Source organism: Arthrobacter sp. zg-Y1171 (assembly GCF_025244845.1).
Taxonomy (GTDB): Bacteria; Actinomycetota; Actinomycetes; order Actinomycetales; family Micrococcaceae; genus Arthrobacter_B.
The window spans coordinates 874,868-898,919 of sequence record NZ_CP104264.1 but is presented as its reverse complement, the minus strand read 5'-3'; the positions used below and the strand labels follow the sequence as shown (position 1 = coordinate 898,919).

The 24,052-nt window shown below is 64.8% G+C and carries 24 protein-coding genes; 13 read left to right on the top strand and 11 right to left on the bottom strand.

From position 1 onward, the window contains the following. The first annotated feature begins 46 nt into the window (after nucleotides 1-46). Nucleotides 47-1,375 (top strand): mannose-6-phosphate isomerase, class I, encoded by a 1,329-nt coding sequence (gene manA / locus N2L00_RS04295; RefSeq protein ID WP_255863458.1) that lies wholly within the window; start codon nucleotides 47-49, stop codon nucleotides 1,373-1,375. Here manA and N2L00_RS04290 read toward each other — a convergent pair. Then, nucleotides 1,372-2,184: an IclR family transcriptional regulator gene (locus tag N2L00_RS04290; RefSeq protein WP_255766989.1), complete on the bottom strand. Its 813-nt coding sequence runs from the start codon at nucleotides 2,182-2,184 to the stop codon at nucleotides 1,372-1,374. The two genes, manA and N2L00_RS04290, sit on opposite strands and share 4 nt — an antisense overlap. A gap of 140 nt (nucleotides 2,185-2,324) precedes the next feature. On the opposite strand from N2L00_RS04290, the gene N2L00_RS04285 reads away from it, so the two are divergent. The 3 genes from N2L00_RS04285 (at nucleotide 2,325) to N2L00_RS04275 (ending at nucleotide 5,729) form a co-directional block, all read left to right on the top strand. Further along, nucleotides 2,325-3,272 (top strand): acetaldehyde dehydrogenase (acetylating), encoded by a 948-nt coding sequence (locus N2L00_RS04285; protein ID WP_255863459.1) that lies wholly within the window; start codon nucleotides 2,325-2,327, stop codon nucleotides 3,270-3,272. Continuing rightward, a complete protein-coding gene (gene dmpG / locus N2L00_RS04280) occupies nucleotides 3,269-4,297 on the top strand; it encodes a 4-hydroxy-2-oxovalerate aldolase (RefSeq protein WP_255766986.1) in 1,029 nt (342 codons plus the stop codon). The genes N2L00_RS04285 and dmpG overlap by 4 nt, the downstream gene beginning before the upstream one ends. Nucleotides 4,298-4,406: 109 nt before the next feature. Next, the gene (locus N2L00_RS04275) at nucleotides 4,407-5,729 is read left to right on the top strand and encodes an MFS transporter (protein WP_255863461.1); all 1,323 of its coding nucleotides are present in this window, start codon (nucleotides 4,407-4,409) and stop codon (nucleotides 5,727-5,729) included. A 141-nt stretch (nucleotides 5,730-5,870) separates the two neighbouring features. Here the strand turns inward: N2L00_RS04275 and N2L00_RS04270 are convergent, their stop codons facing one another. After that, a complete protein-coding gene (locus tag N2L00_RS04270) occupies nucleotides 5,871-6,899 on the bottom strand; it encodes a peptidoglycan bridge formation glycyltransferase FemA/FemB family protein (RefSeq protein WP_255863462.1) in 1,029 nt (342 codons plus the stop codon). 111 nt (nucleotides 6,900-7,010) lie between these two features. On the opposite strand from N2L00_RS04270, the gene N2L00_RS04265 reads away from it, so the two are divergent. Beyond that, complete coding sequence (locus N2L00_RS04265; RefSeq protein WP_255766983.1) at nucleotides 7,011-7,856, top strand: tryptophan-rich sensory protein; 846 nt, start codon at nucleotides 7,011-7,013, stop codon at nucleotides 7,854-7,856. A 56-nt stretch (nucleotides 7,857-7,912) separates the two neighbouring features. Here the strand turns inward: N2L00_RS04265 and glpX are convergent, their stop codons facing one another. Next, the gene (gene glpX / locus N2L00_RS04260) at nucleotides 7,913-8,953 is read right to left on the bottom strand and encodes a class II fructose-bisphosphatase (protein WP_227924263.1); all 1,041 of its coding nucleotides are present in this window, start codon (nucleotides 8,951-8,953) and stop codon (nucleotides 7,913-7,915) included. Between the two features lie 176 nt (nucleotides 8,954-9,129). On the opposite strand from glpX, the gene N2L00_RS04255 reads away from it, so the two are divergent. The 5 genes from N2L00_RS04255 (at nucleotide 9,130) to N2L00_RS04235 (ending at nucleotide 14,470) form a co-directional block, all read left to right on the top strand. Then, a complete protein-coding gene (locus tag N2L00_RS04255) occupies nucleotides 9,130-9,723 on the top strand; it encodes a DUF4245 domain-containing protein (protein ID WP_255766982.1) in 594 nt (197 codons plus the stop codon). 64 nt (nucleotides 9,724-9,787) lie between these two features. After that, nucleotides 9,788-10,450 (top strand): carbonic anhydrase, encoded by a 663-nt coding sequence (locus N2L00_RS04250; protein WP_255766981.1) that lies wholly within the window; start codon nucleotides 9,788-9,790, stop codon nucleotides 10,448-10,450. Between the two features lie 41 nt (nucleotides 10,451-10,491). Next, entirely contained in the window at nucleotides 10,492-11,913 is a 1,422-nt protein-coding gene (locus tag N2L00_RS04245) for a class II fumarate hydratase (protein WP_255766980.1), read from the top strand. Between the two features lie 124 nt (nucleotides 11,914-12,037). Next, a complete protein-coding gene (locus N2L00_RS04240; RefSeq protein ID WP_255766979.1) occupies nucleotides 12,038-12,757 on the top strand; it encodes a TetR/AcrR family transcriptional regulator in 720 nt (239 codons plus the stop codon). Continuing rightward, complete coding sequence (locus tag N2L00_RS04235) at nucleotides 12,758-14,470, top strand: MDR family MFS transporter (protein ID WP_255766978.1); 1,713 nt, start codon at nucleotides 12,758-12,760, stop codon at nucleotides 14,468-14,470. A gap of 68 nt (nucleotides 14,471-14,538) precedes the next feature. Here N2L00_RS04235 and N2L00_RS04230 read toward each other — a convergent pair whose 3' ends face one another. From N2L00_RS04230 to N2L00_RS04215, 4 genes are all read right to left on the bottom strand, one after another. Beyond that, the gene (locus tag N2L00_RS04230; protein ID WP_255766977.1) at nucleotides 14,539-15,009 is read right to left on the bottom strand and encodes an NUDIX domain-containing protein; all 471 of its coding nucleotides are present in this window, start codon (nucleotides 15,007-15,009) and stop codon (nucleotides 14,539-14,541) included. 4 nt (nucleotides 15,010-15,013) lie between these two features. Then, a complete protein-coding gene (locus tag N2L00_RS04225) occupies nucleotides 15,014-15,547 on the bottom strand; it encodes a prepilin peptidase (protein ID WP_255766976.1) in 534 nt (177 codons plus the stop codon). A 61-nt stretch (nucleotides 15,548-15,608) separates the two neighbouring features. Beyond that, nucleotides 15,609-16,925, bottom strand: coding sequence for a PhoH family protein (locus tag N2L00_RS04220; RefSeq protein WP_255766975.1), 1,317 nt, complete (start codon nucleotides 16,923-16,925; stop codon nucleotides 15,609-15,611). Between the two features lie 172 nt (nucleotides 16,926-17,097). Next, complete coding sequence (locus tag N2L00_RS04215) at nucleotides 17,098-17,859, bottom strand: isoprenyl transferase (RefSeq protein WP_255766974.1); 762 nt, start codon at nucleotides 17,857-17,859, stop codon at nucleotides 17,098-17,100. A gap of 184 nt (nucleotides 17,860-18,043) precedes the next feature. On the opposite strand from N2L00_RS04215, the gene N2L00_RS04210 reads away from it, so the two are divergent. After that, complete coding sequence (locus N2L00_RS04210) at nucleotides 18,044-18,796, top strand: hemolysin III family protein (protein WP_255766973.1); 753 nt, start codon at nucleotides 18,044-18,046, stop codon at nucleotides 18,794-18,796. Here the strand turns inward: N2L00_RS04210 and N2L00_RS04205 are convergent. Genes N2L00_RS04205 through mca form a run of 3 tightly spaced genes read right to left on the bottom strand, consistent with a single transcriptional unit; the run spans nucleotide 18,793 to nucleotide 22,204 of the window. After that, complete coding sequence (locus N2L00_RS04205) at nucleotides 18,793-20,901, bottom strand: thioredoxin domain-containing protein (RefSeq protein WP_255863463.1); 2,109 nt, start codon at nucleotides 20,899-20,901, stop codon at nucleotides 18,793-18,795. The genes N2L00_RS04210 and N2L00_RS04205 overlap by 4 nt on opposite strands. A gap of 10 nt (nucleotides 20,902-20,911) precedes the next feature. Continuing rightward, nucleotides 20,912-21,235 carry a hypothetical protein gene (locus N2L00_RS04200; protein ID WP_255863464.1) on the bottom strand — a complete coding sequence of 108 codons (324 nt, stop codon included), beginning with the start codon at nucleotides 21,233-21,235 and terminating at the stop codon, nucleotides 20,912-20,914. A gap of 51 nt (nucleotides 21,236-21,286) precedes the next feature. Then, nucleotides 21,287-22,204 carry a mycothiol conjugate amidase Mca gene (mca, locus tag N2L00_RS04195; RefSeq protein ID WP_255863465.1) on the bottom strand — a complete coding sequence of 306 codons (918 nt, stop codon included), beginning with the start codon at nucleotides 22,202-22,204 and terminating at the stop codon, nucleotides 21,287-21,289. Nucleotides 22,205-22,261: 57 nt separating this feature from the next. On the opposite strand from mca, the gene N2L00_RS04190 reads away from it, so the two are divergent. Both N2L00_RS04190 and greA read left to right on the top strand, forming a co-directional pair. Continuing rightward, complete coding sequence (locus N2L00_RS04190) at nucleotides 22,262-22,720, top strand: DUF4307 domain-containing protein (protein ID WP_255863466.1); 459 nt, start codon at nucleotides 22,262-22,264, stop codon at nucleotides 22,718-22,720. 224 nt (nucleotides 22,721-22,944) lie between these two features. Then, nucleotides 22,945-23,436: a transcription elongation factor GreA gene (greA, locus tag N2L00_RS04185; RefSeq protein WP_255766968.1), complete on the top strand. Its 492-nt coding sequence runs from the start codon at nucleotides 22,945-22,947 to the stop codon at nucleotides 23,434-23,436. Between the two features lie 31 nt (nucleotides 23,437-23,467). On the opposite strand, the gene N2L00_RS04180 is transcribed toward greA, so the two are convergent. Next, nucleotides 23,468-24,049, bottom strand: a complete 582-nt coding sequence (locus tag N2L00_RS04180; protein WP_255766966.1) for a rhomboid family intramembrane serine protease — start codon at nucleotides 24,047-24,049, stop codon at nucleotides 23,468-23,470. Between the last annotated feature and the right edge of the window lie 3 nt (nucleotides 24,050-24,052).

The following is a 24,052-nucleotide window of genomic DNA, read 5'->3' as shown; positions in this document are numbered from 1 at the left end:
TCCCCTTCCCGACCCGACCCGATTCTCAAGCACCCGAAAGAGGCCCGTGTACCTACTCCGGAACACCCTTCGACCCTATGCCTGGGGATCAACCACCGCGATCGCCGAACTGTTCGGCCGGGAACCTTCCGGCGAGCCCGAGGCTGAGTTGTGGATCGGTGCGCATCCCGGGGCTCCCTCGGCGTTGGTTCCGCCGGTGGGCGGCTGCGAAACGCTCGACGAGTTGATTGCGGCCGACCCCGAGCTGATGCTCGGTGCCGACGCCGCCGGGCGTTTCGGTTCCGAGCTGCCGTTCCTGGCAAAAATCCTGGCGGCCGGGGCTCCCCTGTCGCTGCAGGTCCACCCTACGACCGAGCAGGCCCGGGCCGGCTACGCAGCGGAAGAGGAAGCCGGCGTGGACCGGGGCGCCCGGGAGCGCAACTACAAGGACGGCAACTCCAAGCCCGAGATGATTTTCGCGCTCACGCCCTTCGAGGCGCTGTGCGGCTTCCGCGAGCCGGAGGAGTCTGCGGGCCTCTTCCGGGCCGTCAATGCTGCGGTCACCGCCGCCGGCCGGGAGGTGCCCGACCTGCTGGAATGGATCGCGGCGGAACTGTCCTCAGGCCATCCGGCACCGGCTCGGCTGCAGTCCGTCTTCCGCACCCTCATCAATGACGGCGAAGCCGTGCGTGAGGCCGTCGAACTTGCCGCCGCTGCCGTCGCGAAGCTCACCGACTACGGCGAATATGCCCGCGAATTGTCCACACTGACCGAGCTGAACGGCTACTACCCGGGCGATCCAGGTGTCCTGATCTCCCTGCTGCTCAACCGTGCTTCACTGCAGCCCGGCGAAGCGGTGTACCTTCCGGCCGGCAACGTCCACGCCTACCTCAGCGGGTTGGGGGTGGAGGTTATGGCGGCGTCGGACAATGTCCTGCGGGGCGGGCTGACCCCGAAGCACATCGACGTACCGGAGCTGCTTCGGACCGTCGATTTCCGTCCCTTGGGCGTCCCCTACGTGGCGGCCGAGGACACGGGGGCAGGTCAGCAGGTATTCCGCCCGCCGTTCGAGGAGTTTGCGCTCCAGCGCCTGGAGCTGGCCCAGGGGCCTTCCGGCGCCGAGGGAGACTCGCTCCCGGCCGAAGCGGCAATACTGCAGCACGGACCCGCGGTGGTCATCGCCGTGCGGGGCACCATTGCCCTGACGTCGCCCTCGGGCAGCCTCACCCTCGAGCCCGGAGACAGTGCCTTCCTTCCGGCGTTCGAGGCACCCGTGGTGGCCCGGCTCGCTGCGGACTCCGCCCAGCACGACGACGGCGCGCTGGCTTTTGCCGTGACGGTCGGGTCGGTTCCGGCCGGGGAAGCAGATGCCCCCCGGCTGGATATCGAGGCCTAAGGGATCTCAGACTTACCGGCCGAGCCGCCTCCCTGCCCCTGCGGGGACACGGAGAAACCAAGCAGGGAAGAGAAGTGCTGAGCGCCCTCCAGGACGAGCCCGGTCCAGATCTCCTCCGGATATTGCTGCCATCGCGCCACGGGAACTGACATGCTGATGGCGGCTACGACTGCCCCCGTACCGTCACGGACGGGGGCTGCGACACAACGGATATTCGGCGTCGATTCTTCATTCTCGAAGGCGACGCCGCGCTCCCGGATACGTTGGAGCTCGACCTCGAGTTCAGCGAGAGTGCCAATGCTGTTCTGCGTCATCCGGGGCAGGTTATCCGGGTCCAAAAACCGGGTGGCGAGAGACTGCGGAGACGCATACGCAAGCAGCGCCTTACCCAGTCCCGTCACACTCGCAGGCAGCCTCTGGCCAATGCTGGAGGGAAGGCGAAGGTTGTCACGGCTTTCTATCTTTGCCAGATAGAACACGTCTCCACCTTCGAGGAGGGCAACGCTGACAGTCTCGCCACTTCGTTCCGCCAGTTCACGAGCAACGTCATTTGCAGCTGAGAGCATATCGAATCTGGCCGAATAGGCATTCCCCAGATGAAGGAGCCGGACCCCTAAGCGGAATGTGCCTGATACGTCATCCTTCTGCAGGTAGTCCCTGGCAACAAGGGTTGCCAGGAGCTCATGCACTGAAGTGCGGGGAAGCCCTGTCTTCCGAACGACATCCGGGGCGCTCAGCGGTGCTCCGTCATCAAGAAACAGTTCCAGAATGTCGAGTGTCCGCAGCACGGCGGGGGTAAGTCGGGCCATATCCCAATAGATACCCGGTAATTCAGGGTGCTGCAAATGGACCTATTGACATTGCCCTTTGCCTCGTGTTCGATGCCTAGAACAGGTGCCGAAGTTTCGAACAGATACAGGCGCGCTAAATACTACGACAGGAGCTGAGCATGGCTGAGGGCATTCCCGCAGCGATCATAGGTTCAGGCAATATCGGCACTGACTTAATGATCAAGATTCTTCAGCGCAACGGGATCGTCTCCATCCGCGCCATGGTCGGCATCGACCCCGAGTCTGATGGATTGGCACGCGCAAGCAAGTTAGGCGTCACAGCGATTTCCACGGGGGTGGAGGGCCTCATCGCGTCGCCCGTCTTCGCTGATATCCAGATAGTTTTCGATGCGACATCGGCCGGAGCACACCATTTCAACGCCGACAAACTGAGGTCGGCCAAGCCGGACATTCGCCTGATCGACCTCACGCCGGCCGCTATCGGCCCCTATTGCGTGCCGGTCGTGAACCTTGCTGAGCACATTGATTCACTAAACGTGAACATGGTTACCTGCGGCGGCCAAGCGACCATCCCGATCGTTGCTGCCGTCTCTGCCGTTACACGGGTTCATTACGCCGAGATCGTTGCGTCCATCTCCAGCAGATCAGCCGGGCCTGGAACCCGGGCCAATATCGACGAATTCACCGAAACAACCGCTGAGGCGCTCAAGTTGGTTGGCGGTGCCGCCGCAAGCAAAGCACTCATTGTCCTCAATCCCGCAGAGCCGCCGATGATAATGCGCGATACCGTTCTGGTGCTGACGCCAGCCGCCGCCGACAGGGACGCGATCGAGGCTTCCATACGCGAAATGGTGGCTAAGGTAAACGCTTATGTTCCCGGCTATCGCCTGAAGCAGGAGGTCCAGTTCGACGACGTTCTGGAACCGGTCAATGTTCCGGATTTTGGGGCTTTTACCGGCCTGAAAACCACTGTTTTCCTCGAAGTCGAAGGGGCAGCTGATTACCTCCCCTCATATGCGGGCAATTTGGACATCATGACGTCCGCTGCGCTTCGCACCGCAGAAATAGTGGCAACCCATGTCCAGAAAGCAGGGGCGGCATCATGAACGATTCCCTAGTACCGGAAAAACTGTTTATTTCGGACGTTACCCTGCGGGACGGCAGCCACGCAGTACGACACCAATACACCGTCAAGAACGTCCGCGACGTCGTTTCGGCCCTTGACGCCGCTGGAGTCGACAGCGTGGAGGTTTCGCACGGCGATGGGCTCAATGGTTCCAGCATCACATACGGGTTCTCACGCCACTCGGACGTTGAATTGATCGAAGCAGCAGCGGAGGCAGCAAACAATATCGCCATCGCCACCCTGCTCATCCCGGGCATCGGCACGATATCCGACCTGAAAAGGGCTGCGTCCGCAGGTGTCGGATACGTGCGCGTGGCAACTCACTGCACAGAAGCCGACGTCTCAGCACAGCACATCGACACGGCGCGGAATCTCGGCTTGAACACGACCGGTTTCCTGATGATGAGTGCACTGACCACGCCTGCAAAGCTTGCCCAGCAAGCAAAACTCATGGAGGGGTTCGGTGCTCAGTGTGTGTACGTGGTCGATTCCTCCGGAGGTCAGACAATGACTGATGTGACGGAACGTATCACCGCTCTCAGGGATGTCCTTTCTCCACAGACCGAGATCGGGATCCATGCCCATCACAACCTCGCTCTGGGAGTTGCCAACTCGATGGCAGCCGTTGAGGCAGGAGCCATCAGAGTAGATGCAAGCCTGGCAGGTATGGGAGCAGGAGCAGGCAATACGCCCCTTGAGGTTTTCGTTGCTGTCGCGGACAAGCTCGGTTGGAATCATGGAACTGACGTGATGGCGCTTATGGACGCAGCGGACGATATCGTCCGGCCTCTTCAAGTCCGTCCGGTACAGGTTGATCGCGAGACTCTGGGCCTCGGCTATGCCAACGTCTACTCCTCGTTCCTCCTTCACGCTGAAACAGCAAGCGCCAAGTACGGCATTCCAACCATCGAAATCCTCCTCGAGCTCGGACGCCGCAAAATGATCGGCGGCCAAGAAGACATGATCGTCGACGTAGCCCTGGATCTACTCAAGGCAAAGGGCTAACCGCGATGCCATACAGCGCACTAAGCCGTGGAAGCCACTCACGCATCTCATTTCCACACCCGCCGGAAATGCCGGAAGTCATACCCTTCAACGACGAAAGGTTCACGTCATGAGCACAATCGCTCAGCCCTCGGCTCCAAGAGACAAGTCAGAGCTAATCGATGGCCCAACGCGCCGGCGGGCCCTTTTCGGGAGCGCAGTTGGGAGCGCAGTCGAATGGTACGACTACTTCCTCTACGGGACCATGTCTGCACTCGTGTTCGGTCCGCTGTTTTTCCCGTCCGGCGACCCGGTGGCCAGCCAAATGCTCGCATTGGCGTCATTTGCCTTGGCTTTCCTCATCCGCCCGATCGGCGGCATCATTTTCAGCCACATCGGTGACCGCATCGGCCGCAAAAAGACTCTGGTTATCACCCTGACCATCATGGGCGTGGCGACCGTAGCCATAGGCCTCATGCCGACCTTCGAGACCATCGGGATGTGGGCCCCCATCCTGCTGACCGTGCTTCGGCTGCTACAGGGCCTGGCACTCGGCGGGGAATGGGGTGGCGGACTCCTTATGGCCGTCGAATACGCACCTCGAAATAAGCGCGGCCTTTATGGTGCTGTACCGCAGACCGGGGCATTGTTTGGACTGGCCCTCGGGAACCTGGCCGCCTCCGCAACAAGTTCGATTTTCTCCAACGAGGATTTCCTTTCCTACGGTTGGCGCATCCCGTTCCTATTCTCCGTGGTCCTGGTCGGAATCGGTCTGTGGATCCGGCACAGCGTGGCGGAAACCCCCTCATTCCAAAATGTTGTAGCGACAAACTCGACAGTCAAGGTTCCGCTTATGAAGACACTGCGCCATCACTGGCGTGCTGTCATCATCACCATTGGCGCGAAATTTGTGGAAACGTCGACCTTCTTTATCTTTGCGACCTTCACTGTGTCCTACGCGGTGAGCCTCGGGTTTGCCCGCAGCGAGGCGCTGAACGCAGTTTTGATAGCAGCGATTGTCGCGATCCCGGTCATGCTCGGCGTCGGTGCGCTCTCTGACCGGTTGGGCCGCAAGAAAATGTTCCTTACGGGTGCCGGACTCATAATGATTTACATTATTCCGTTCTTTTGGCTGGTCAACCAGGAGTCATTCCTCCTGCTCACCGTGGCCGTAGTTGTCGGCTTCAGCTGCATCTGGTCCATGTACGGGGCCGTGTTGGGAACGTTCTTTGCCGAAAGTTACCCGGCGGATGTCCGCTACACCGGGGTTTCGCTCGGCTATCAGATCGGGGCAGCCCTGGTGGGGGGCCCCGCACCGCTCATAGCCACAGCCCTTCTTACCGGATTCGGTGGAAGCTACATACCGATCGGTCTGTTCATCATCGCCTGCAGCGTGGTCTCGGTGGTTGCCGTGCTGTTCGCCAAGGACCGTTCGGGGGAAATCCTCGATTAACTGATCAACTGATGACCGGGAGGACGCCCGGCCATATCTCTAAAGTTGAGGCCAGACTCGCGATCGGCGAATCTGGCCTCAACTCTGTCCTGAACGAGAGTGGCGCAGCATGCCTCAGCCTCCCGGCATGCAACGCGGGTGCTAGCGGCCCAGCCGGGCCTTCAGCGCGGCCGCTGCCCCGCGGGCCTTGCGCATTCCTGTCTTGGCCAGCGGCAGCGCGGTGGAGAAGACCGGGTAGAGCGGCGAGAGGGGCTTGTCCCAGGTGCCGGCCAGCTGATCCTCGTGCTTCGCCCAGCCCATCTTGAACTTCGAGACTCCGTCATTGAGCAGTCCGTTGAAGTCGTACCGGGTGATCCCCCGTTCCTTCATATCGGAGATGGCGTGCCATTTAAGGGCGTAGTTCGCCCGCAGCCGTTCGCCCTCCTCCGTCATTCCGCCGTAGAGCTCGAACGAGGTGTAGTTGCTGGTGGAAAGCCACAGGAACGCGACCACGTCCTCGCCCTTGAAGGCAGCGTAGACCGGTGAATCCTCGCCGAGGTTGTCGAAGATATCCAGGTAATAGGAATCCTCGTGGATGCCGAAGTTCGCCCGCTGGGCGGTCAGCTTGTACACCGCCAGGCATTTGGCGATTTCCCCGCGCGTCACGCGCCGGTAGGTCAGGTCCTCGCGCCCGGATTTGCGGATGTACTGCCGGTGTTTCTTGCTCATGTCCCCTGACAGGTCCTCGAGGCTGCGCTGCAGGTCCAGGATCAGTGTCCGGCCGATGAGGATGGTGTTGTCGCTGCTGCGGAAGCCCAGCCCGGGCAACCCTGCCACCAGCTTCCCGTCCGCATCCCAATCGGGTTCGATGGACAAGGCCACGGCGGAATGGGTGCTCTTGACGTAATCCGCAACGGCGTCCAGGACTTCGAGTTCCCGTCCCGGCTCGCCCTGCGGGCCGCGGGGAATGTAGGCCAAGGCCCGGAAGGGGAAAGGAAGTGCACGCAGCAGGACCTGCGCGCACCCGAGGACCGTGCCGGCGTCGTCGCTCACCAGGACGCGGTCTACGTTCCATCCGTGGTCTGCCTTGGTCTTCCCCCAGCCCCACAACTGCTGCGGATGTCCGCGGAAGCGGTTCACGGTTTCGTTCCAGGCGGCGGCATCGGAGCAGGGGGTAACGCGCAGTGTCATGCCTTCCAGCCTACTTGGCTCCGCTGCCACACCCGAAAACAGCGGTACCGGACCGCTTCCGGTTTTCGCCGCGCCACTGCCGGGCGGTTGGCTGCTTTGTTACGGTCAACTATGAGTTCCTACGCATCCAACACCCGGACGTCCCGGACCAGTTCCGGCGGAGCTGACTTGGCCCGCCTCAGCACCGTAAGTATCTGTTTCGCGGCCTGCATTGCCGGTTCGATGGTCGGTGTGGGTGTCTTCGGCGGCACTCCCATTGCGGAGGCGGCCGGCGGCGCCCTCAGCGCAGACGCCACGTACCTCGCCCCGGCCGGCTCGGCCTTCTCGATCTGGCCGGTGGTTTACACGGGACTGGGCCTCTACACCGTCTACCAGTGGTTCCCGTCCCAGCGGAGGTCGGACCGGCAGCGCTCCCTGGGCTGGCTGGTCGCCGCCTCGCTGGTGCTTAACGCCGCCTGGATCCTCACCGTCCAGGCCGGCGCGGTCATTCTGAGCGTTGTGGTGATTGTGCTGCTGCTCGCCGTCCTGGCCTTGTGCTTCCGCCGCTACGCCACCACCCGGGCGTCCGGCTGGCTCGAAGCCATCGCCGTGGACGGAGTCCTTGGCCTGTACCTGGGCTGGGTCTGCGTGGCCACTGCCGCGAATACGGCCTCGGCACTGACTGCCGAGGGATTCCGGGGATTCGGTATTGCTCCGGAAGCCTGGGCCTGCGTTGTGCTCGCCGTGGTTGCCGGAGTGGGCGCCGGGCTCGCCGCAGCCGGACGCGGCCGTCTTGCCCCGGCGGCGTCGCTGGTGTGGGGGCTGGCCTGGATCGCCGTTTCCCGGCTGAACGGAGGACTGGAATCGGTTCCCACCGCTGTCGCCGCCGTTGCCGCCGCCGTGGTTGTAGCCGCAGTAACCGTGGCCTTCCGTGTCCGGGCGGTCCGGTCCGCGGCTTCAGTAAAGGAAGCCCGGTAAACAGTTGATGCTGCCTGCGGACGGGAGCCAGGCAGCATCAACTGTGTCAGTAACGCCTAGTTGGAGCGGGCGTAGGACTCCCACTTGTGCGCCTGGTGCTCGCCGTCCACCACGCGGATGGTGCCGGACTTGGAACGCATCACGATCGACTGGGTCAGTACCCGGTCCTTCTTGTACCGCACGCCGCGCAGCAGGTCGCCGTCGGTGATCCCGGTGGCGGCGAAGTAGCAGTTGTCGCTGGTGACCAGGTCATTGGTGGACATCACGCGGTCCAGGTCATGTCCGGCGTCGATGGCCTTCTGCTTCTCGTCGTCGGAGGTCGGCCACAGCCGGCCCTGGATGACGCCGCCCAGCGTCTTGATGGCGCAGGCCGTGATGATGCCCTCGGGGGTGCCGCCGATGCCCATCAGGGCATCGACGTCGGTGCCTTCGCGTGCGGCCGCGATGCCGCCGGCAACGTCGCCGTCCATCAGCATCCGGGTGCGCGCACCGGCGTCGCGGATTTCCTGCACCAGCGGCTTGTGCCGGTCCCGCTCCAGGATCATCACGTTGAGCTGGTTGATTTTCTTGCCCTTGGCCTTGGCGATCAGGTGCAGGTTCTGCTTCACCGGAAGGCGAAGGTCCACCATGTCCGCGGCTTCGGGCCCCGTGACCAGCTTTTCCATGTAGAAGACCGCCGAGGGATCGAACATGGTGCCGCGTTCCGCAACGGCCAGCACGGCAAGGGCATTGTTGATGCCCAGGGCAGTCAAGCGGGTGCCGTCGATCGGATCCACGGCGACATCGCACAGGGCTCCGGTGCCGTCACCGACGTACTCGCCGTTGTAGAGCATCGGCGCTTCGTCTTTTTCGCCTTCGCCGATCACAACCACGCCGTTGAAATGGACCGTGGAAATGAGTGAGCGCATGGCGTCCACGGCAGCACCGTCTGCCGCGTTCTTGTCGCCGAAGCCCACCCAGTGGCCGCCGGCGATGGCCGCCGCCTCGGTGACGCGCACGAGTTCCAGGGCCAGGTTGCGGTCCGGCTCGGAGTCCCCGACTGCCAATGCGGGGGAAAGTGTGGAGTACTGGGCACCTTTGGACACGTCAAACCTCATCTTCGAAATTATGATGTAAAACTCTGCTGTAAACGTCTGCGGACACCGCCGAAAGCGGGTGGCCTTTGTCCGATCATAGTCTGCGTGCTTCCCGTCACCACCTCAGCCAGCGGATTTCCGCGGCGGTGCATTACTCGGAGTAGGACATAAGCATCCGAATAGGAGATTATGGATGGGTGAGTGAAACGCAGCCCGATCCCCAGCAGACCGATGAACCCGTAACGCCGGTATTGACCGCCAAGCAGGCCAAGCGGGCCAATGCCACCGTGATAGGCATGCTGATCGCCACCGGGCTCACCCTGGCGCTGTGCCTGGTGCCGGTGCTGCTTAATCCCGCACCCAAGATGCAGGCCCGCAACGTCGATGTTGCTGCCGCTGCCAACCAGGCTGCCGGCGACGCCGGCTACCAGCCGCTGGCACTGGAGCTTCCGGACGGTTGGAGTGCCAACTACGCCCGCTGGAACGCCGGGACCAACAACGGCGTCCCGAACTGGGAAGTCGGATATGTCACTCCGGATACCGAGTTCATCTCCCTGACGCAGACCAACGCCGCCAATCCCACCTGGATCTACGAACACAGCGGCGATTCGACCGTGTCCGGTGAACGGCCGGCAGGTGGAGTCACCTGGGAACTGCGTGATTCCTCCAATGCGGACTCAACCCTGGTCGCGGAGATCGACGGGCAGACCGTGATCCTCACCGGTTCCGCCGACCTGGCGGAATTCGATGTGTTGGCCGACCACGTGGTCCGCGAACTTCGCAGCAACTAACCCTGACGGCTGCGGGCGTTCCTGCTGAGGCCCCGCCGGTTCCCATAGGAGTAACCTCGATATCGTGGAAACAGCGAGCGAAAAGATCATCACACCCGCCCAGGCCTGGCAGAAGCTGCGCGAAGGCAACGAACGTTTCGTGGCCGGCACCGCCAGCCACCCCAACCAGGACGCCCCCCGGCGCAGTTCGCTGGTTGAAGGGCAGAACCCGTTTGCAGTGATTTTCGGCTGCTCGGATTCCCGCCTTGCCGCCGAGATCATCTTCGACCTCGGCCTTGGGGACGCATTCGTGGTGCGCACCGCCGGGCAGGTCATTGACGACGCGGTGCTCGGCTCGCTGGAGTACAGCGTGGGCACGCTGGGCGTGCCCCTCATCGTGGTGCTGGGGCATGACAACTGCGGCGCCGTCACTGCCGCCAAAGCCACCGTGGACACGGGCGAAATGCCCACCGGCTACGTCCGTACCCTCGTCGAGCGGATCACTCCGTCCGTGCTGGCGGCGCAGCGCAAGGACCTGCACGACGTCAACGACATGGTGGTTGAACACACGAAGCAGACCGCGGAACGCCTGGTGGAAAGTTCCCGCCTCATTTCCGCGGCTGTGGAGGAAGGACGGGTCGCCGTCATCGGCCTGTCCTACCGGCTGGCGGAAGGCAACGCCGAGCTCGTCTCCGGGTTCGGTGCCCTTGAGCACCCCGCCGTGCTGCGTTCGGCGCTGCCGAAGTAGCGGTTATCACTGCGGTGCCTTCGGAGATTAGGCTTGGGGGCATGACTTCTGACACCTCCGAATACCGCATCGAACACGACACCATGGGTGAGGTCCGCGTTCCGGCCTCCGCCCTCTACCGTGCCCAGACCCAGCGCGCCGTCGAGAACTTCCCCATTTCCGGCACCACGCTGGAACCCTCGCACATCGAAGCGCTCGCCCGGATCAAGAAGGCCGCGGCGACTGCCAACGCGGAACTGGGAGTGCTCGACGACGAGCGCGCCCGGGCCATTGAAAAGGCCGCCGACGCCGTCGCCGCCGGCACCTACAATGACCAGTTCCCGATCGACATCTTCCAGACGGGTTCCGGCACCTCCTCGAACATGAACACCAACGAGGTGCTCGCCGAGCTCGCCACCCGTGCGTTGAAGGAAGCCGGCAGCGAGACCAGCGTCCACCCCAACGACCATGTGAATGCCTCGCAGTCCTCCAATGACGTCTTCCCGACGTCGGTGCACGTTGCCGCCACATCCGCCCTGATCAATAACCTGGTCCCCGCCCTCGAGCACCTTGCCGTGTCCCTGGAGCGCAAGGCCGAAGAATTCAAGGACGTCGTCAAGTCCGGCCGTACCCACCTGATGGACGCCACTCCGGTCACCCTTGGCCAGGAATTCGGCGGCTACGCCGCGCAGGTGCGCTACGGCATCGAGCGCGTGCAGGCATCCCTGCCCCGCGTAGCCGAAGTCCCGCTGGGCGGCACCGCCGTCGGCACCGGCATCAACACTCCCGCCGGATTCCCGCAGCGCGTGATCGAGCTGCTGGCCGCTGACACGGGCCTGCCGCTGACCGAGGCACGGGACCACTTCGAAGCACAGGCCAACCGCGACGCCCTGGTTGAGGTGTCCGGCATGCTGCGCACCATCGCCGTGTCCTTCTCCAAGATCGCCAACGACCTCCGTTGGATGGGTTCGGGTCCCAACACCGGCCTGGGCGAAATTGCCATCCCTGACCTGCAGCCGGGCTCCTCGATCATGCCGGGCAAGGTCAACCCCGTCATCTCCGAGGCCGTCCTGCAGGTCGCCGCGCAGGTAGTGGGCAACGACGCCGCCGTGGCCTGGGCCGGAACCTTCGGCTACTTCGAACTCAACGTGGGCATCCCGGTGATCGCCGCGAACCTGCTCGAATCCATCCGGCTCCTGGCGAACTCCTCCCGCGTGATGGCGGACAAGATGATCGACGGCATCGAAGCCAACGTCGAGCGTGCCCGCTACCTGGCCGAGGCTTCCCCGTCCATCGTGACTCCGCTGAACAAGTTCATCGGTTACGAAAACGCCGCGAAGATCGCCAAGTACTCGGTCAAGGAAGGCAAGACCATCCGCCAGGCCGTCGAGGACCTCGGCTACGTCGAGCGCGGCGAACTCACGGTGGAGCAGCTGGACAAGGCCCTTGACGTCCTGTCCATGACGAAGCCGCCGCAGGCCTAAGGACCACCGCCGTCCCCGCACGGCAGGCCTGCCGAAGGAGCGTCCGGAATCCCGGGCGCTCCTTTTGCTTGCCCGGCAGACCGGAAATTTGCACCCGCTGATGCAGAGTGCAAAACTTTACGCCATGCCGAATAGTGCAACAGAAGACTGCGGCCTGCGCGAACGCAAGCGTACGGCCACCCGGGCCGCCATCACGGCGCAGGCCCGCGCGCTGACCGCCGCCCACGGCGTCAACGGCTTCACCGTCGAACAGCTGTGCGATCAGGTCGGCATCTCCCGGCGGACGTTTTTCAACTACTTTCCCGCCAAGGAAGACGCCATCCTGGGCTCGCCCGCTGATGACCTTCCGGAGGATCTGGTCCGGCGTTTTATCGACGGCGGGACCGGCACCGCGAGGGAAGGGATCTCCCCTGCCCTGGTGGCGGACTTCGTTGACCTGGCCGTCGGCATGACCGAACGCATGGCCATGTCCCGCGTGGAGATGGCCCAGCTGAAGGAAGCTGTCAGTGCCGAACCCCGGCTTATCTCCAAGGCCATGCACGGCTCGCAGGAGACCGAGGAAGCCTTTGCACGGATAGTAGCCGCCCGTGAATCCCTGCCTGCCGATGATCCACGCGTCCGGGCAACGGTTGCCGTCTTCGGGGCACTGGTCCAGCGCGCCGGACTCCGCTTCTTCGATCCGGCCAACACAGATTCCTACCGCAGCATCCTCGTCACGGAGGTCAATGCCGCAATCGAAGTGTTTTCGGCGGCGCCCCTGCTTCCCCCCGCGCCGACGGATCCCCGCCCTGCCCCCACCGCCCCATCCGATACCGCCCCATCCGATACCGCCAAGGACACGTAAATGACCTCCACCGCCGAACGTGCTTCCGGGCCGCTCCTGCTGACCCAGAAACGCATCTGGATCATCTTCTCCGCCCTGATCGCCGGCATGCTGCTTGCCAGCCTCGACCAGACCATTGTTTCCACCGCCATGCCCACCATCGTGGGCGAACTCGGCGGCGTCGAGCATCAGACCTGGATCACCACCGCCTACCTGCTGGCCACCACCATCGTGATGCCCATTTACGGCAAGTTCGGTGACGTGCTGGGCCGCCGCAACCTGTTCCTGTTCGCCATTGTCCTGTTCACCGCGGCCTCGGTCGGATGTGCCTTTGCCACCGATTTCTGGGGCTTCGTGGTCTTCCGGGCCATTCAGGGTCTCGGCGGCGGCGGCCTGATGATCCTGTCGCAGGCCATCATCGCGGACATCGTGCCGGCCGACCAGCGCGGCAAGTACCTCGGCCCCCTCGGCGGCATCTTCGGTCTTTCCGCCGTCGCAGGTCCCCTGCTGGGCGGCTTCTTCGTGGACCACATGACCTGGCAGTGGGCGTTCTACATCAACATCCCGATCGGCATCGTTGCCTTCCTGATCGCCTTCTTCACCCTGACGCTGCCGAGCAAGAAGGCAACCAAACGGATCGATATCGGCGGCGTGGTGCTGCTGTCCATAGCCACCACCTGCCTGATTTTCTTTACGGACTTCGGCGGCAGCGACGAGCGCGGCTGGACCGACCCGCTGACGCTGGCTTTCGGCGCGGGGATGCTGGTTGCGGCAATCCTGTTCGTGATGGTGGAAAACCGCGTTGCGGACCCGATCATCCCGATGAGCCTGTTCCGGAACCCGATCTTCGTCAACAGCACCGCCATCGGCTTCACCCTGGGCATGGGCATGTTCGCTGCCCTTGCCTTCGTGCCGACCTTCCTGCAGATGTCCACCGGCACCTCGGCAGCCGTTTCCGGCCTGCTGATGCTGCCGATGATGGTGGGCATGATGGGTACCTCGATCTACTCCGGCCTCGCCATCACCAAGCACGGCACCTACAAGAAGTACCCGATCATGGGTGCGGCCCTGGTGATCGCTGCCATGCTGTGGATGACATCCCTTTCGGCTGACACCCCGGTCTGGGTGATCTGCGCGCAGCTGTTCGTCTTCGGCGCCGGGCTCGGTTACATCATGCAGGTGGTTGTCCTGGTGGTGCAGAACTCCGTGCCCGTGGACCAGATCGGCACCGCCACGTCCAGCAACAACTACTTCCGCGAGGTCGGCGCCGCCTTGGGCGTGGCCATCTTTGGTGCCATGTTCACCTCGCGCCTTTCCGAGAACCTGCATGAGGTCTTCACCAAGGCCGGCTTCGATCCTTCCGCTGCGGGCGAGGCCACCGCGACCCTGCAGCCGTCCGTCATGAATGATCTGCCGGAACCGATCCGGGACGGCATTGTCACCGCTTATGCCGATTCCCTGGCCCCTGTCTTCTGGTACCTGATCCCGTTCCTGGTCATCGCACTGGTCCTGGCCCTCTTCCTGAAGCAGATTCCGCTGTCCGACGTCGCCGGCATGGTGGCCCGCGGTGAAGCTGTCGCCGGCCCGGAGGCGGACCGGCTGGAAGCGGAACGCCTGGCCGTGCTCAAGGGAACCGGCCGGGACACTACCGCCCCGTCGGGCACGGAAGCCGGGCGTGCGGATGCTTCGGAGGCTCCGCTGCAGGCTCCGGAGAACCCCTACCGGGAGAAGTAGCGGCTTCGGTTTAACCGGCGAAAGGGTCGTCCCGCTGCTGCGGGGCGGCCCTTTGGGTTGTCAGCGGCTCAGCGTTCGAAGACCGGCACGCCGTCGGCCGTCAGGGCCAGGTCAATCAGCATTCGGTGCCGTTCGCTCAGGGGCGGCAGGGCATCCAGGTGATACCAGCCCACCTCGGTGGACTCGTCGTCGTTCACCCGTGCCTCGCCCGAAACGTACCGGCAGCTGAAAGCCAGGTTCAGGAAGGAACAGACATCCCCGTTGGGGAAGGTGACCGGCCCGTGGGCGCCGACGTGGATGAGGTGCTCCAGCTCGGCCCGGATACCGGTCTCCTCTTCCACTTCACGCACCGTTCCCGGCCCTGCCTCCTCCCCCGGCTCGAGCATTCCGGTGATCAGGGCCCACCGTCCGTTGTCCGCGCGGCGGCCCAGCAGCACCTGCCCTTCCGCGTTGAACACGACGGCTGTGACCCCGGGAAGCCAGAGCGGATCATGTCCTATCCGCTTCCGCAGGGACAGGACGAAATCAGGCGTAGGCATGCTTCTACTGTAGGGCAGGGGCAGCCATGGCCACGGCGGCCCCCAGGAGCAGGAACGGGCCGAACGCCACCGTTGACGACGCCGTACCCCGCCGGGTAATGATCAACGCCAGCCCCCAGAGTCCGCCGAAAACAAATGCAGCCACCACCCCTGCCAGGACGTGGCCGGCACCGAGAAATCCCAAATAGAGGCCCAGCAGTCCGGCCAGCTTGACGTCTCCGAAGCCCATTCCGGCCGGACTGAGCAGCCGCAGGGCAAAAAACCCGATCCACAGCGCAGCGGCCCCCAGCAGCATTGCGCCAACACGCTCCGGTTCCCCGCCGGCCAGCGCGGCACCGGCCAGCAGCACGGCGGCTACGGGATAGGACGGCAGGACCACGGCGTTGGGCAGGCGGCGGGTACGGATGTCGGCCAAGGCCAGCCGGACGGCGACGGCCGCAAACCAGGCCAACGCGGCAACCAGCAGCACCGCGGCAACGGATGCGCCTGATCCACCGCTTGCGCCCGCTGCCCAATAACCCGCCAGGATGCCCACCATGGAACCACCGTAGCCGGAGGCCCGGCCGGTTCAGGCGGCCGGGCCGGCGGCTGTGGACAAGCTAGCCGATCTGCCCTTCCTCCAGCAGCTCGGTCACCAGCGCGGCAATCGGCGAGCGCTCCGAGCGGGTGAGCGTCACGTGGCCAAAGAGCGGATGGCCCTTGAGCGTCTCCACCACGGCGGCCACGCCGTCGTGCCGGCCTACCCGCAGGTTGTCCCGCTGGGCGACGTCGTGGGTCAGGACCACCTTGGAGTTCTGTCCGATCCGTGACAGGACCGTCAGCAGCACGTTCTTCTCCAGGGACTGTGCCTCGTCCACGATCACGAAGGCGTCATGGAGTGAACGCCCCCGGATATGGGTCAGCGGGAGCACCTCGAGCATGCCGCGGTCCAGGACCTCCTCCACCACCTCCACGGAGACCAGCGCCTCAAGGGTGTCGAAGACCGCCTGCCCCCAGGGGCCCATTTTCTCGGACTCCGTGCCGGGCAGATAGCCAAGCTCCTGGCCGCCCACGGCGTAGAGCGGCCGGAACACCATCACCTTGCGGTGTTCCCTGCGTTCGAGCACCGCTTCCAGCCCCGCGCACAGGGCCAGCGCGGACTTACCCGTCCCTGCCCGGCCGCCCAGCGAGACAATGCCCACCTCACGGTCCATCAGCAGGTCGATGGCCAGCCGCTGTTCAGCCGAGCGTCCGTGCAGCCCGAAAACGTCCCGGTCCCCGCGGACCAGCCGCAGCCGCTTATCCGCCCCCACCCGCCCCAGCGCCGAAGCCCGCCCGGCCATCAGCACCGTGCCGGTGTTGACGGGCAGGTCCGCGGCTTCGGGGATCAGCAGCGGCTGGTGGTCGTACAGCAGCGCCATGTCGGCGTCGGAGATTTCCAGTTCCGCCACTCCGGTCCAGCCCGAATCCCGGACCAGTTCGTTGCGATATTCATCCGCTGCCAGCCCCATCGCCGAGGCCTTCACCCGCATGGGCAGGTCCTTGGACACCACTGTCACGTTCCGGCCGCCGTCGGCCAGGCTCTTGGCCACGGCGAGGATCCGGCTGTCATTGTCGCTGCCCCGGATGCCCGCGGGCAGCACGTCCGTGGAGATATGGTTCAGTTCCACCCGCAGCGTGCCGCCGCTCTCCCCCAACGGGATAGGCGCCCCGAGGCCGCCGTGCTGGACCCGGAGGTCGTCCAGCAGCCGCAGCGCGTTCCGGGCAAAATACCCAAGCTCGGGATCCTGGCGCTTACGCTCCAGTTCGGTGATGACCACCAGGGGAAGTATTACTTCATGTTCGGCGAAGCGGAGGATCGCCCGTGGATCGGACAGTAACACCGAGGTATCCAGCACAAAGCTGGCCCGCTCCTGCACTTGCTGTTCAGCTGCCATGTGGAACTCCCGTCAGGGGCGCCCCAGGGCCCCGGTCGCTGGATGTATTCCATCTCAATGTTGCGTTGGACGTTCCGCCCGCTGCCTCAGCCGGGCCGATAGCACCAAAGTACGCCCGCAGGGCGCCGCCCCGCAGCAGGACACGGCCGTTGGCGGCCGTGCGGGGAGCCCGCTAGGAGCCGAAGCGCCGCTGCCGGCTGGCGTAATCGCGCAGGGCACGCAGGAAGTCCACCCGCCGGAAATCCGGCCAGAGCGCTTCGCAGAAGTAGAACTCGCTGTAGGCGCTCTGCCACATCAGGAAGCCGGAGAGGCGCTGCTCGCCGGAGGTCCTGATGACCAGTTCCGGGTCCGGCTGGCCGCGGGTGTAGAGGTATTCGGAAATCTTGGCGTCACAGATTTCCTCGGTGACTTCCGCGATGCCTTTGCCTTCGGCGTCGGCGTCCCGCAGGAGTTCCTTGACGGCGTCGACGATTTCCCGCCGGCCGCCGTAACCGATGGCCACGTTTACATGCAGCCCGTCGGCGTCGCCGGTGCTTTCGCCAAGCTCCGTGAGCTGTTTGGCCAGCCGTGACGGAAGGATCTCCAGGGCCCCTACCGGCTGGACCCGCAGGTTGCCCTCTTCGCCCAGGCGGTCCAGGGTGTTGCCGATAATGTCCAGCAGCGGTTCCAGCTCGTCCGCGTCACGGTTGAGGTTGTCCGTGGACAGCATGTAGAGGGTCACCATCCGCACACCCAGTTCCTGGCACCAGCCCAGGAACTCCAGGATCTTGTCCGCTCCGGCCTGGTGCCCGTCGCTGGTAGGCGCGCCGGCCAGTTTGGCCCACCGCCGGTTTCCATCCACCATTACCCCGATGTGTTCGGGGATGCGGTCTCCAATCAGGGACCGCCGCAGCTTACGCTCGTAGTAGGCGTAGACAACACCGGGGAATTTCATTGTTTGCCTCACGTACCTGGGATCCGGAGCGGCACCACCACATGGTCCCGCCTGCCCCGGGTCTGCCCAAAGGATAAAAATCTTCTCCTAGGCTACCGCTAGCTCAGCTTGCCGAAGCGCAGACCGGAGCGGGCGCGGGGTTACCCAGCCATAAGTTACCCGAACGTAGGTTAGAATTTCCGTTATGGATTCGTCACCATTTTCCGCCCCTGCCTCCCGGGTTCCAGCCCAGCACGACCCGGAATCGAAGACCGCACCCGGCCCCCTGGAAAACGCGGTTGAAGCAGTCGCCGAAGAACTGGAAATCAAGCCGCGCCTGCGCGGCTGGCTGCATGCCGGTGCCACTCCCCTCGCGCTGGCGGCCGGGATCATCCTCGTAGTCCTCGCTCCGACGGCCGACACCCGGATCGCCTCCGCAATCTATGCCTTCACCGGCGTGCTGTTGTTCGGCACCAGCGCCGTCTACCACCGCGGCAACTGGTCCCCGAAGGTGAAAACGGTGCTCAAGCGCCTGGACCACACCAACATCATGCTGGTCATTGCCGGCTCATACACCCCGCTGGCCTGGTCCCTGCTGCCCCGGGACACCGCCGTGACCCTGCTGTGGATCATCTGGGCCGGTGCCCTGGTCGGTGTCGCGTTCCGGCTCCTGTGGCTGCATGCTCCCCGCTGGCTGTACACACCCGTGTACATTGCCCTGGGCTGCGCCTCCCTGTTCTACCTTCCGGATTTCTACACGGCCAACCCGACGGCAGCCATCCTCATCTGCGTGGGTGGTGCCATGTATATTGCCGGTGCCGTTATGTACGCCATGAAGAAGCCCAATCCCTCGGTGGACTGGTTCGGCTTCCATGAGATTTTCCATGCCTTTACCCTGGCTGGATTCGCCGCACACTACATCGCCATCATGATGGCCGTCCGCTCGGTGGCCGGCTAGGAACGCAGCGCGCTGAACTGGGCCGCCAGCTCCTCCGGGTCGGATACCGGCCGGTTGCAGACCATCCCGCGGCACAGGTAGGCCAAGGCTCCCCCGTCCGGTGCGGGCCGGTCCCGCAACAGCGGCACCGACGTTTCCCCGCCGGGTCCGCTGGCCACGACGACGGCGGGACCGCCCGCGGCCCGGCCGGCCCGGAGCAGCTGCCGCACCAGCACGGGATCACTGCCCGTAACGGCCAGCTCCCGCGGCCCCTCCAGGGCCTGCACGAGGACGGACATCGCCCACCCGCCGGCGCGCGGTGCACGTGCCGCCACCAGCTGAACGTGGGCCAGCAGTGCTTCCGCGAGGGCGCGGTGCCGGGAGGAACCGGAATAGGCCGCGTACGTCACCAGCACGCCGGCAAACAGCGCTGTACCGCTGGGCGCGGGGCCGTCCATCGGATCCGCTGCTGAGAGCGCTCCCTGCGCGGCTGCCAGCTGATCCGTGCGCACAGCGGTGTCCTGCAGGACCCCGTCCACGATGAAACGCTGTTCGGCGGCCAGCACCAGCTCCTCAGCGGCGCGGTACCACTGTTCCTCACCGGTGGCGGCGTAGAGTGCAAACAGCCCCTCGGCCGCACCGGCATAATCTTCGAGCAGGCCTTCAATGCCGGAGGCGGTGCCGGCATGGGAGACCCGGGACAGCAGACCGTTGCGGTAGTGGACGCGCAGCAGGTATTCCGCGGCATCCCGGGCCAGGTCCAGCAGAACGGCGGCCTTCTCCCCCGGGTCCCCGGCATCGTCGAGGGCCAACGCCGTGTCGGCCAGGCCCGCGATGGCCAGCCCGTTCCACCCTGCCACCACTTTGTCGTCGCGGTCCGGCTGGGGCCGCCGGTCACGAACGGCCAGCAGCGCAGGCCGCACGCGCTGCCAGAGCAGCTCCTCCTCCGGCTCCAGGCTGCGGCCGAAGTGGAGGGTGGACCCGCCGTCCTCCATTCGGCCGGTTTCCAGGTCCAGCAGGGAAAGGACCGCATCTGCGTCGGCACCGGAGACGGCGGTGCGAAGCTCCTCGGCTGTCCACACATAGGTGGCGCCTTCGCGGCGCTGCCCGTCCACGAGGGTATCGGCGTCGAGCGAGGACGCGAATCCTCCTCCCTCCACGCGCAGCCGCTTGGCCAGCCAGGCTGCGGTATCGGCGCTTACCTGCAGGGCAAGCTGCCGCTGGTCCTCCGTGGGCGCCGAGCGGCTCCAGTGTGCGTAGAGGCGCAGCAGCTGGGCATTGTCGTAGAGCATTTTCTCAAAGTGCGGAATGGCCCAGGCCCGGTCCACGGTGTACCGGGCGAAGCCGCCTTCGAGCTGGTCGTACAGTCCGCTGCGGGCCATGGTTTCCAAGGTGCGGCCAGCCACGGACGCCGCGGCGCCGGCGGCCGGCCGGTCAGTCGATCCGTACACCAGCAGGAACCGCAGCAGGGGCGACGGCGGGAACTTCGGTGCACCGCCGAGCCCGCCGAAACGCGGGTCAACTTGTTCGATAACCGCGCCCACCGCAGCCTCGAGCACCTCGCCCGAAAGCGGACCGGATTCGGGAGTAACCTCGAGGCTGCCGATCAGCCGGCGGTTTCCCGCCTGGGCGGAGGCCAGGTGGGCGGCGATCTGCGCCGCGCTTGCTTCCACTTCGGCCGGGCGGTCCCGCCAGGCGGAGGAAACCGCTTCCAGAACCTGCTGGAAGGACGGCATGCCCTGCAGCTGCCGGGGAGGAAAATAGGTGCCGGCATAGTAGGTGCGGCCGTCCGGAAGGGTAAACACGCTCATCGGCCAGCCGCCCTGGCCGGTCAGTGCCTGCGTCGCTGCCATGTACACGGCGTCGACGTCGGGACGTTCCTCGCGGTCCACCTTCACCGACACGAAGTGCTCATTCAGGTACTGCGCCGTGGCGGCATCCTCGAACGATTCGTGCGCCATGACGTGGCACCAGTGGCAGGCCGCGTAACCCACGGAGATAAAGACGGGAACATTCCGGCGCCGGGCTTCGGCGAACGCTTCCTCGCCGAAGGGCCACCAGTCGACGGGGTTGTCCGCATGCTGGCGCAGGTAGGCCGACGCCTGGTTCCTCAGTCTTTCCGCCATGGCACTCCCGCTACCGCAGGTGGTCCCAGGTGGTGTCGCGGTCCGCGGGATCATCCCCGGCCTTGTCCATGGAAAGCGCCGTCCGGGAGGCATCCGGCTGGCCGGAGGCGTCGCGCTCGGCGGCTTCCTGGGCGGCCAGCACCTGTTCGCGGTACCGGACCCGGCGGATGCGTTTGGTCATATCGCGGATCAGGAAGATGATCGCAATCACCACGAAGAGCGTGAAGAGGAACCCCAGCGTGCCCGGGGTGACGTCTTCTGCGGCAACTCCAGGCGCGAGGGACTCCTCGGGTGCCGGGGTGGCGGCCGTAGCCAGGCTGTACAGGAAGTTCACGGTATATCTCTCTTTTAGCCAATACTGCGGCGGAACCTACGTTCCTAGGGTCTATCGTATGCCAGCGAACAGGTCGGTTTCGGGCAGTTCTGTTTCCACCCGCGACTCAATCAGCGAGTAGTCCTCCCAGGGCCAGACCTTGCGCTGCAGATCCGGGCTGACCGCGAAAAAGAAGCCGTTCGGATCCACCTGCGTGCGGTGGCTGCGCAGGGCTTCGTCACGGACTTCGAAGAAGTCACCGCACTCGATCTGCGTGGTGGTCGCATGAGTGGGAGCGGGCGGCTGGTGGCCTTCCGTATCGGTTTCCTGCCAGGCGGCGATCCGCTCTGCGTACGGGGACTGCAGCCCGGCCTCTTCCAGGGCAAAGTGCAGGGCACGGAACCGCTCCGGGTTGAAAGCCCGGTCGTAGTAGAGCTTCGACGGCTCCCACGCGGCACCTGTCCCGGGGTACCGCTCCGGATCGCCGGCCGCGGCGAACGCCTCCACGGCGACTTTGTGGGCCATGATGTGGTCCGGGTGCGGATAACCGCCGTTTTCGTCGTAGCTGATGATGACGTGCGGACGGAACTCGCGGACCAGCTTCACCAGGGGTGCCGCAGCCCGTTCCAACGGCTGCAGCGCGAAGCAGCCGAAGGGCAGGTCCGGCAGCGGATCCCCCTCGGGCAGCCCGGAATCCGCAAATCCAAGCCAGCGGTGCTGGATCCCCAGGGCCGCCTGTGAAGCAGCCATTTCACGCCGGCGCAGTCCGGCCAGGTCCCGCTTGCCTGCGGGATCGTCTTCGGCACCGGGGTTGAGGATGGATCCCCGTTCCCCTCCGGTGCAGGTGGCAACCATCACTTCGACGCCGGCGGCGACGTAGGAGGCCATCATGGCCGCGCCCTTGCTGGCCTCGTCGTCGGGGTGGGCATGCACCGCGAGCAGGCGCAGCGGGGCGGTAGGCCGGGAATAGGTGCTTTCGCGGGCAGACAAGGCAACTCCTGAAGTAAGCGGAAAACGGCGGTGGAATGGAGAAGCTAAAATGGGCCTGTGAGCACTTCGGAAGGTCAGCCCGAGACGTCGGCACCCCATCAGCCGGACGTTTCCACGTCCGACTCCAGATTAGCCAATCGCTACGGCGCTCCAAAGCGGCGCCTGTCGCGGCGGACGCGGATCATCGGGGTGTCGGCCGCCGTGGCCGCCGGTGTAGTGGCCGCGGCGTGGATGAACATCCCTGCCTCCACCGGAACGGTCACGTCCAAGGATGTGGGTTACACCTTGCCCGAGGACGGCCGCGTGACGGTGGATTTCAAGGTCGATAAATCCGCCGGCAGCACCGCTGCCTGCGCCATCCAGGCACTTAACGAAAGTTACGCCGTCGTGGGTTGGAAGACGGTGGTCCTGGGACCGGATGCTCCGGAAAGCAGCACCCAGCGGGTTGAACTCCGCACGGACTCCCCGGCAGTGACCGGCGGCGTGTCCTCCTGCTGGATAGTGGACGAGGACTAGCCCCCTAAGACGTTCCGTCCCGCATATTGGGTTATGTGCGCGGGCAAACTACTATGGGAACTTACGACATGCCCCGCCCAGGTGTCCGGCTGGTCTTTGGTAGACATTCCAAACCAGTTGGTCTCCGCCCGGCGGGGTCTTTGCTTGTCAGGCCAATCCGGCCGGCGGGCATTCAGCCATGCCGGACCAATCGATGGCCCGGACGTTTATATAAGGAGATACCCGTGTCAACCAACAGCGCATCTGTCGCCTGGCTCACGCAGGAGTCTTACGACCGCCTGAAGGCGGAACTGGATCACCTGTCCGGCCCCGGTCGGACGGAAATCGTTGCCCGCATCGAGCAGGCACGGTCCGAGGGCGACCTCAAGGAAAACGGCGGCTACCACGCAGCCAAAGAGGAACAGGGCAAGGCTGAGGCCCGGATCCGGCAGCTGACGCAGCTCCTTGAAAGTGCACAGGTTGGTGAATCTCCGGCCGACGACGGCGTCGTAGAGCCGGGCATGCTGGTGGAAGCCCGCGTCGCCGGCGACGTGGAGACCTTCCTGCTGGGCAGCCGCGAGATCGCCGGCGACGGCAACATCGACGTCTACAGCGAAAAGTCCGCGCTGGGTGCGTCCATCCAGGGCCTCAAGGCCGGGGACAGCACTACCTACACCGCGCCGAACGGCAAGAACATCACCGTCGAGATCATCTCCGCCAAGCCCTACACCGGCTAGGTTTTCCGCGGTTCAGTGGCGGCGGGCTCTCCTACGGGAGGGCCCGCTTTTGCGTTGGTGCGCGGCGGTCATGCCGCAGCACGACGGCGGCCAGCACGCCGCCCGCTGCCCCGAACAGGTGCGCCTGCCAGGAAACGCCCAGTGCAGTGGGGAAAAGGCCCCAGAGAATTGATCCGTACACCAGGAACAGCACGGCGCTGAGCAGGATCTGGCCAGTGTTGCGGTTGTAGAAGCCGCGGACGATCAGATACGCGAATAATCCGAACACCACGCCGGAGACGCCTACGGTCAGCCCGCTGCCGAACAGCCAGACTCCGATGCCCGAGCACAGCCAGGAGATGGCCAGCACCGAAACAAAACGCCGCACCCCTTCCAGCAGCGTCAGGAATGAAAAGACGATCAGGGGCAGGGTGTTGCCCAGGAGATGGGACGTCCCGGCGTGGAGCAACGGGGCGAACACCACGCCGTCGAGCCCCTCAAGCTGCCTCGGCAGGATTCCCAGCAGCGGGAAGAGGACCGGCTTGAAGAGCAGCGTGAGCAGGTAGACCGCCCAGAGCACGGCGGCGAACAGGAGCGACCCGGCCAGTGCGGTGCGTGCACGAGAGGCAAACATGGC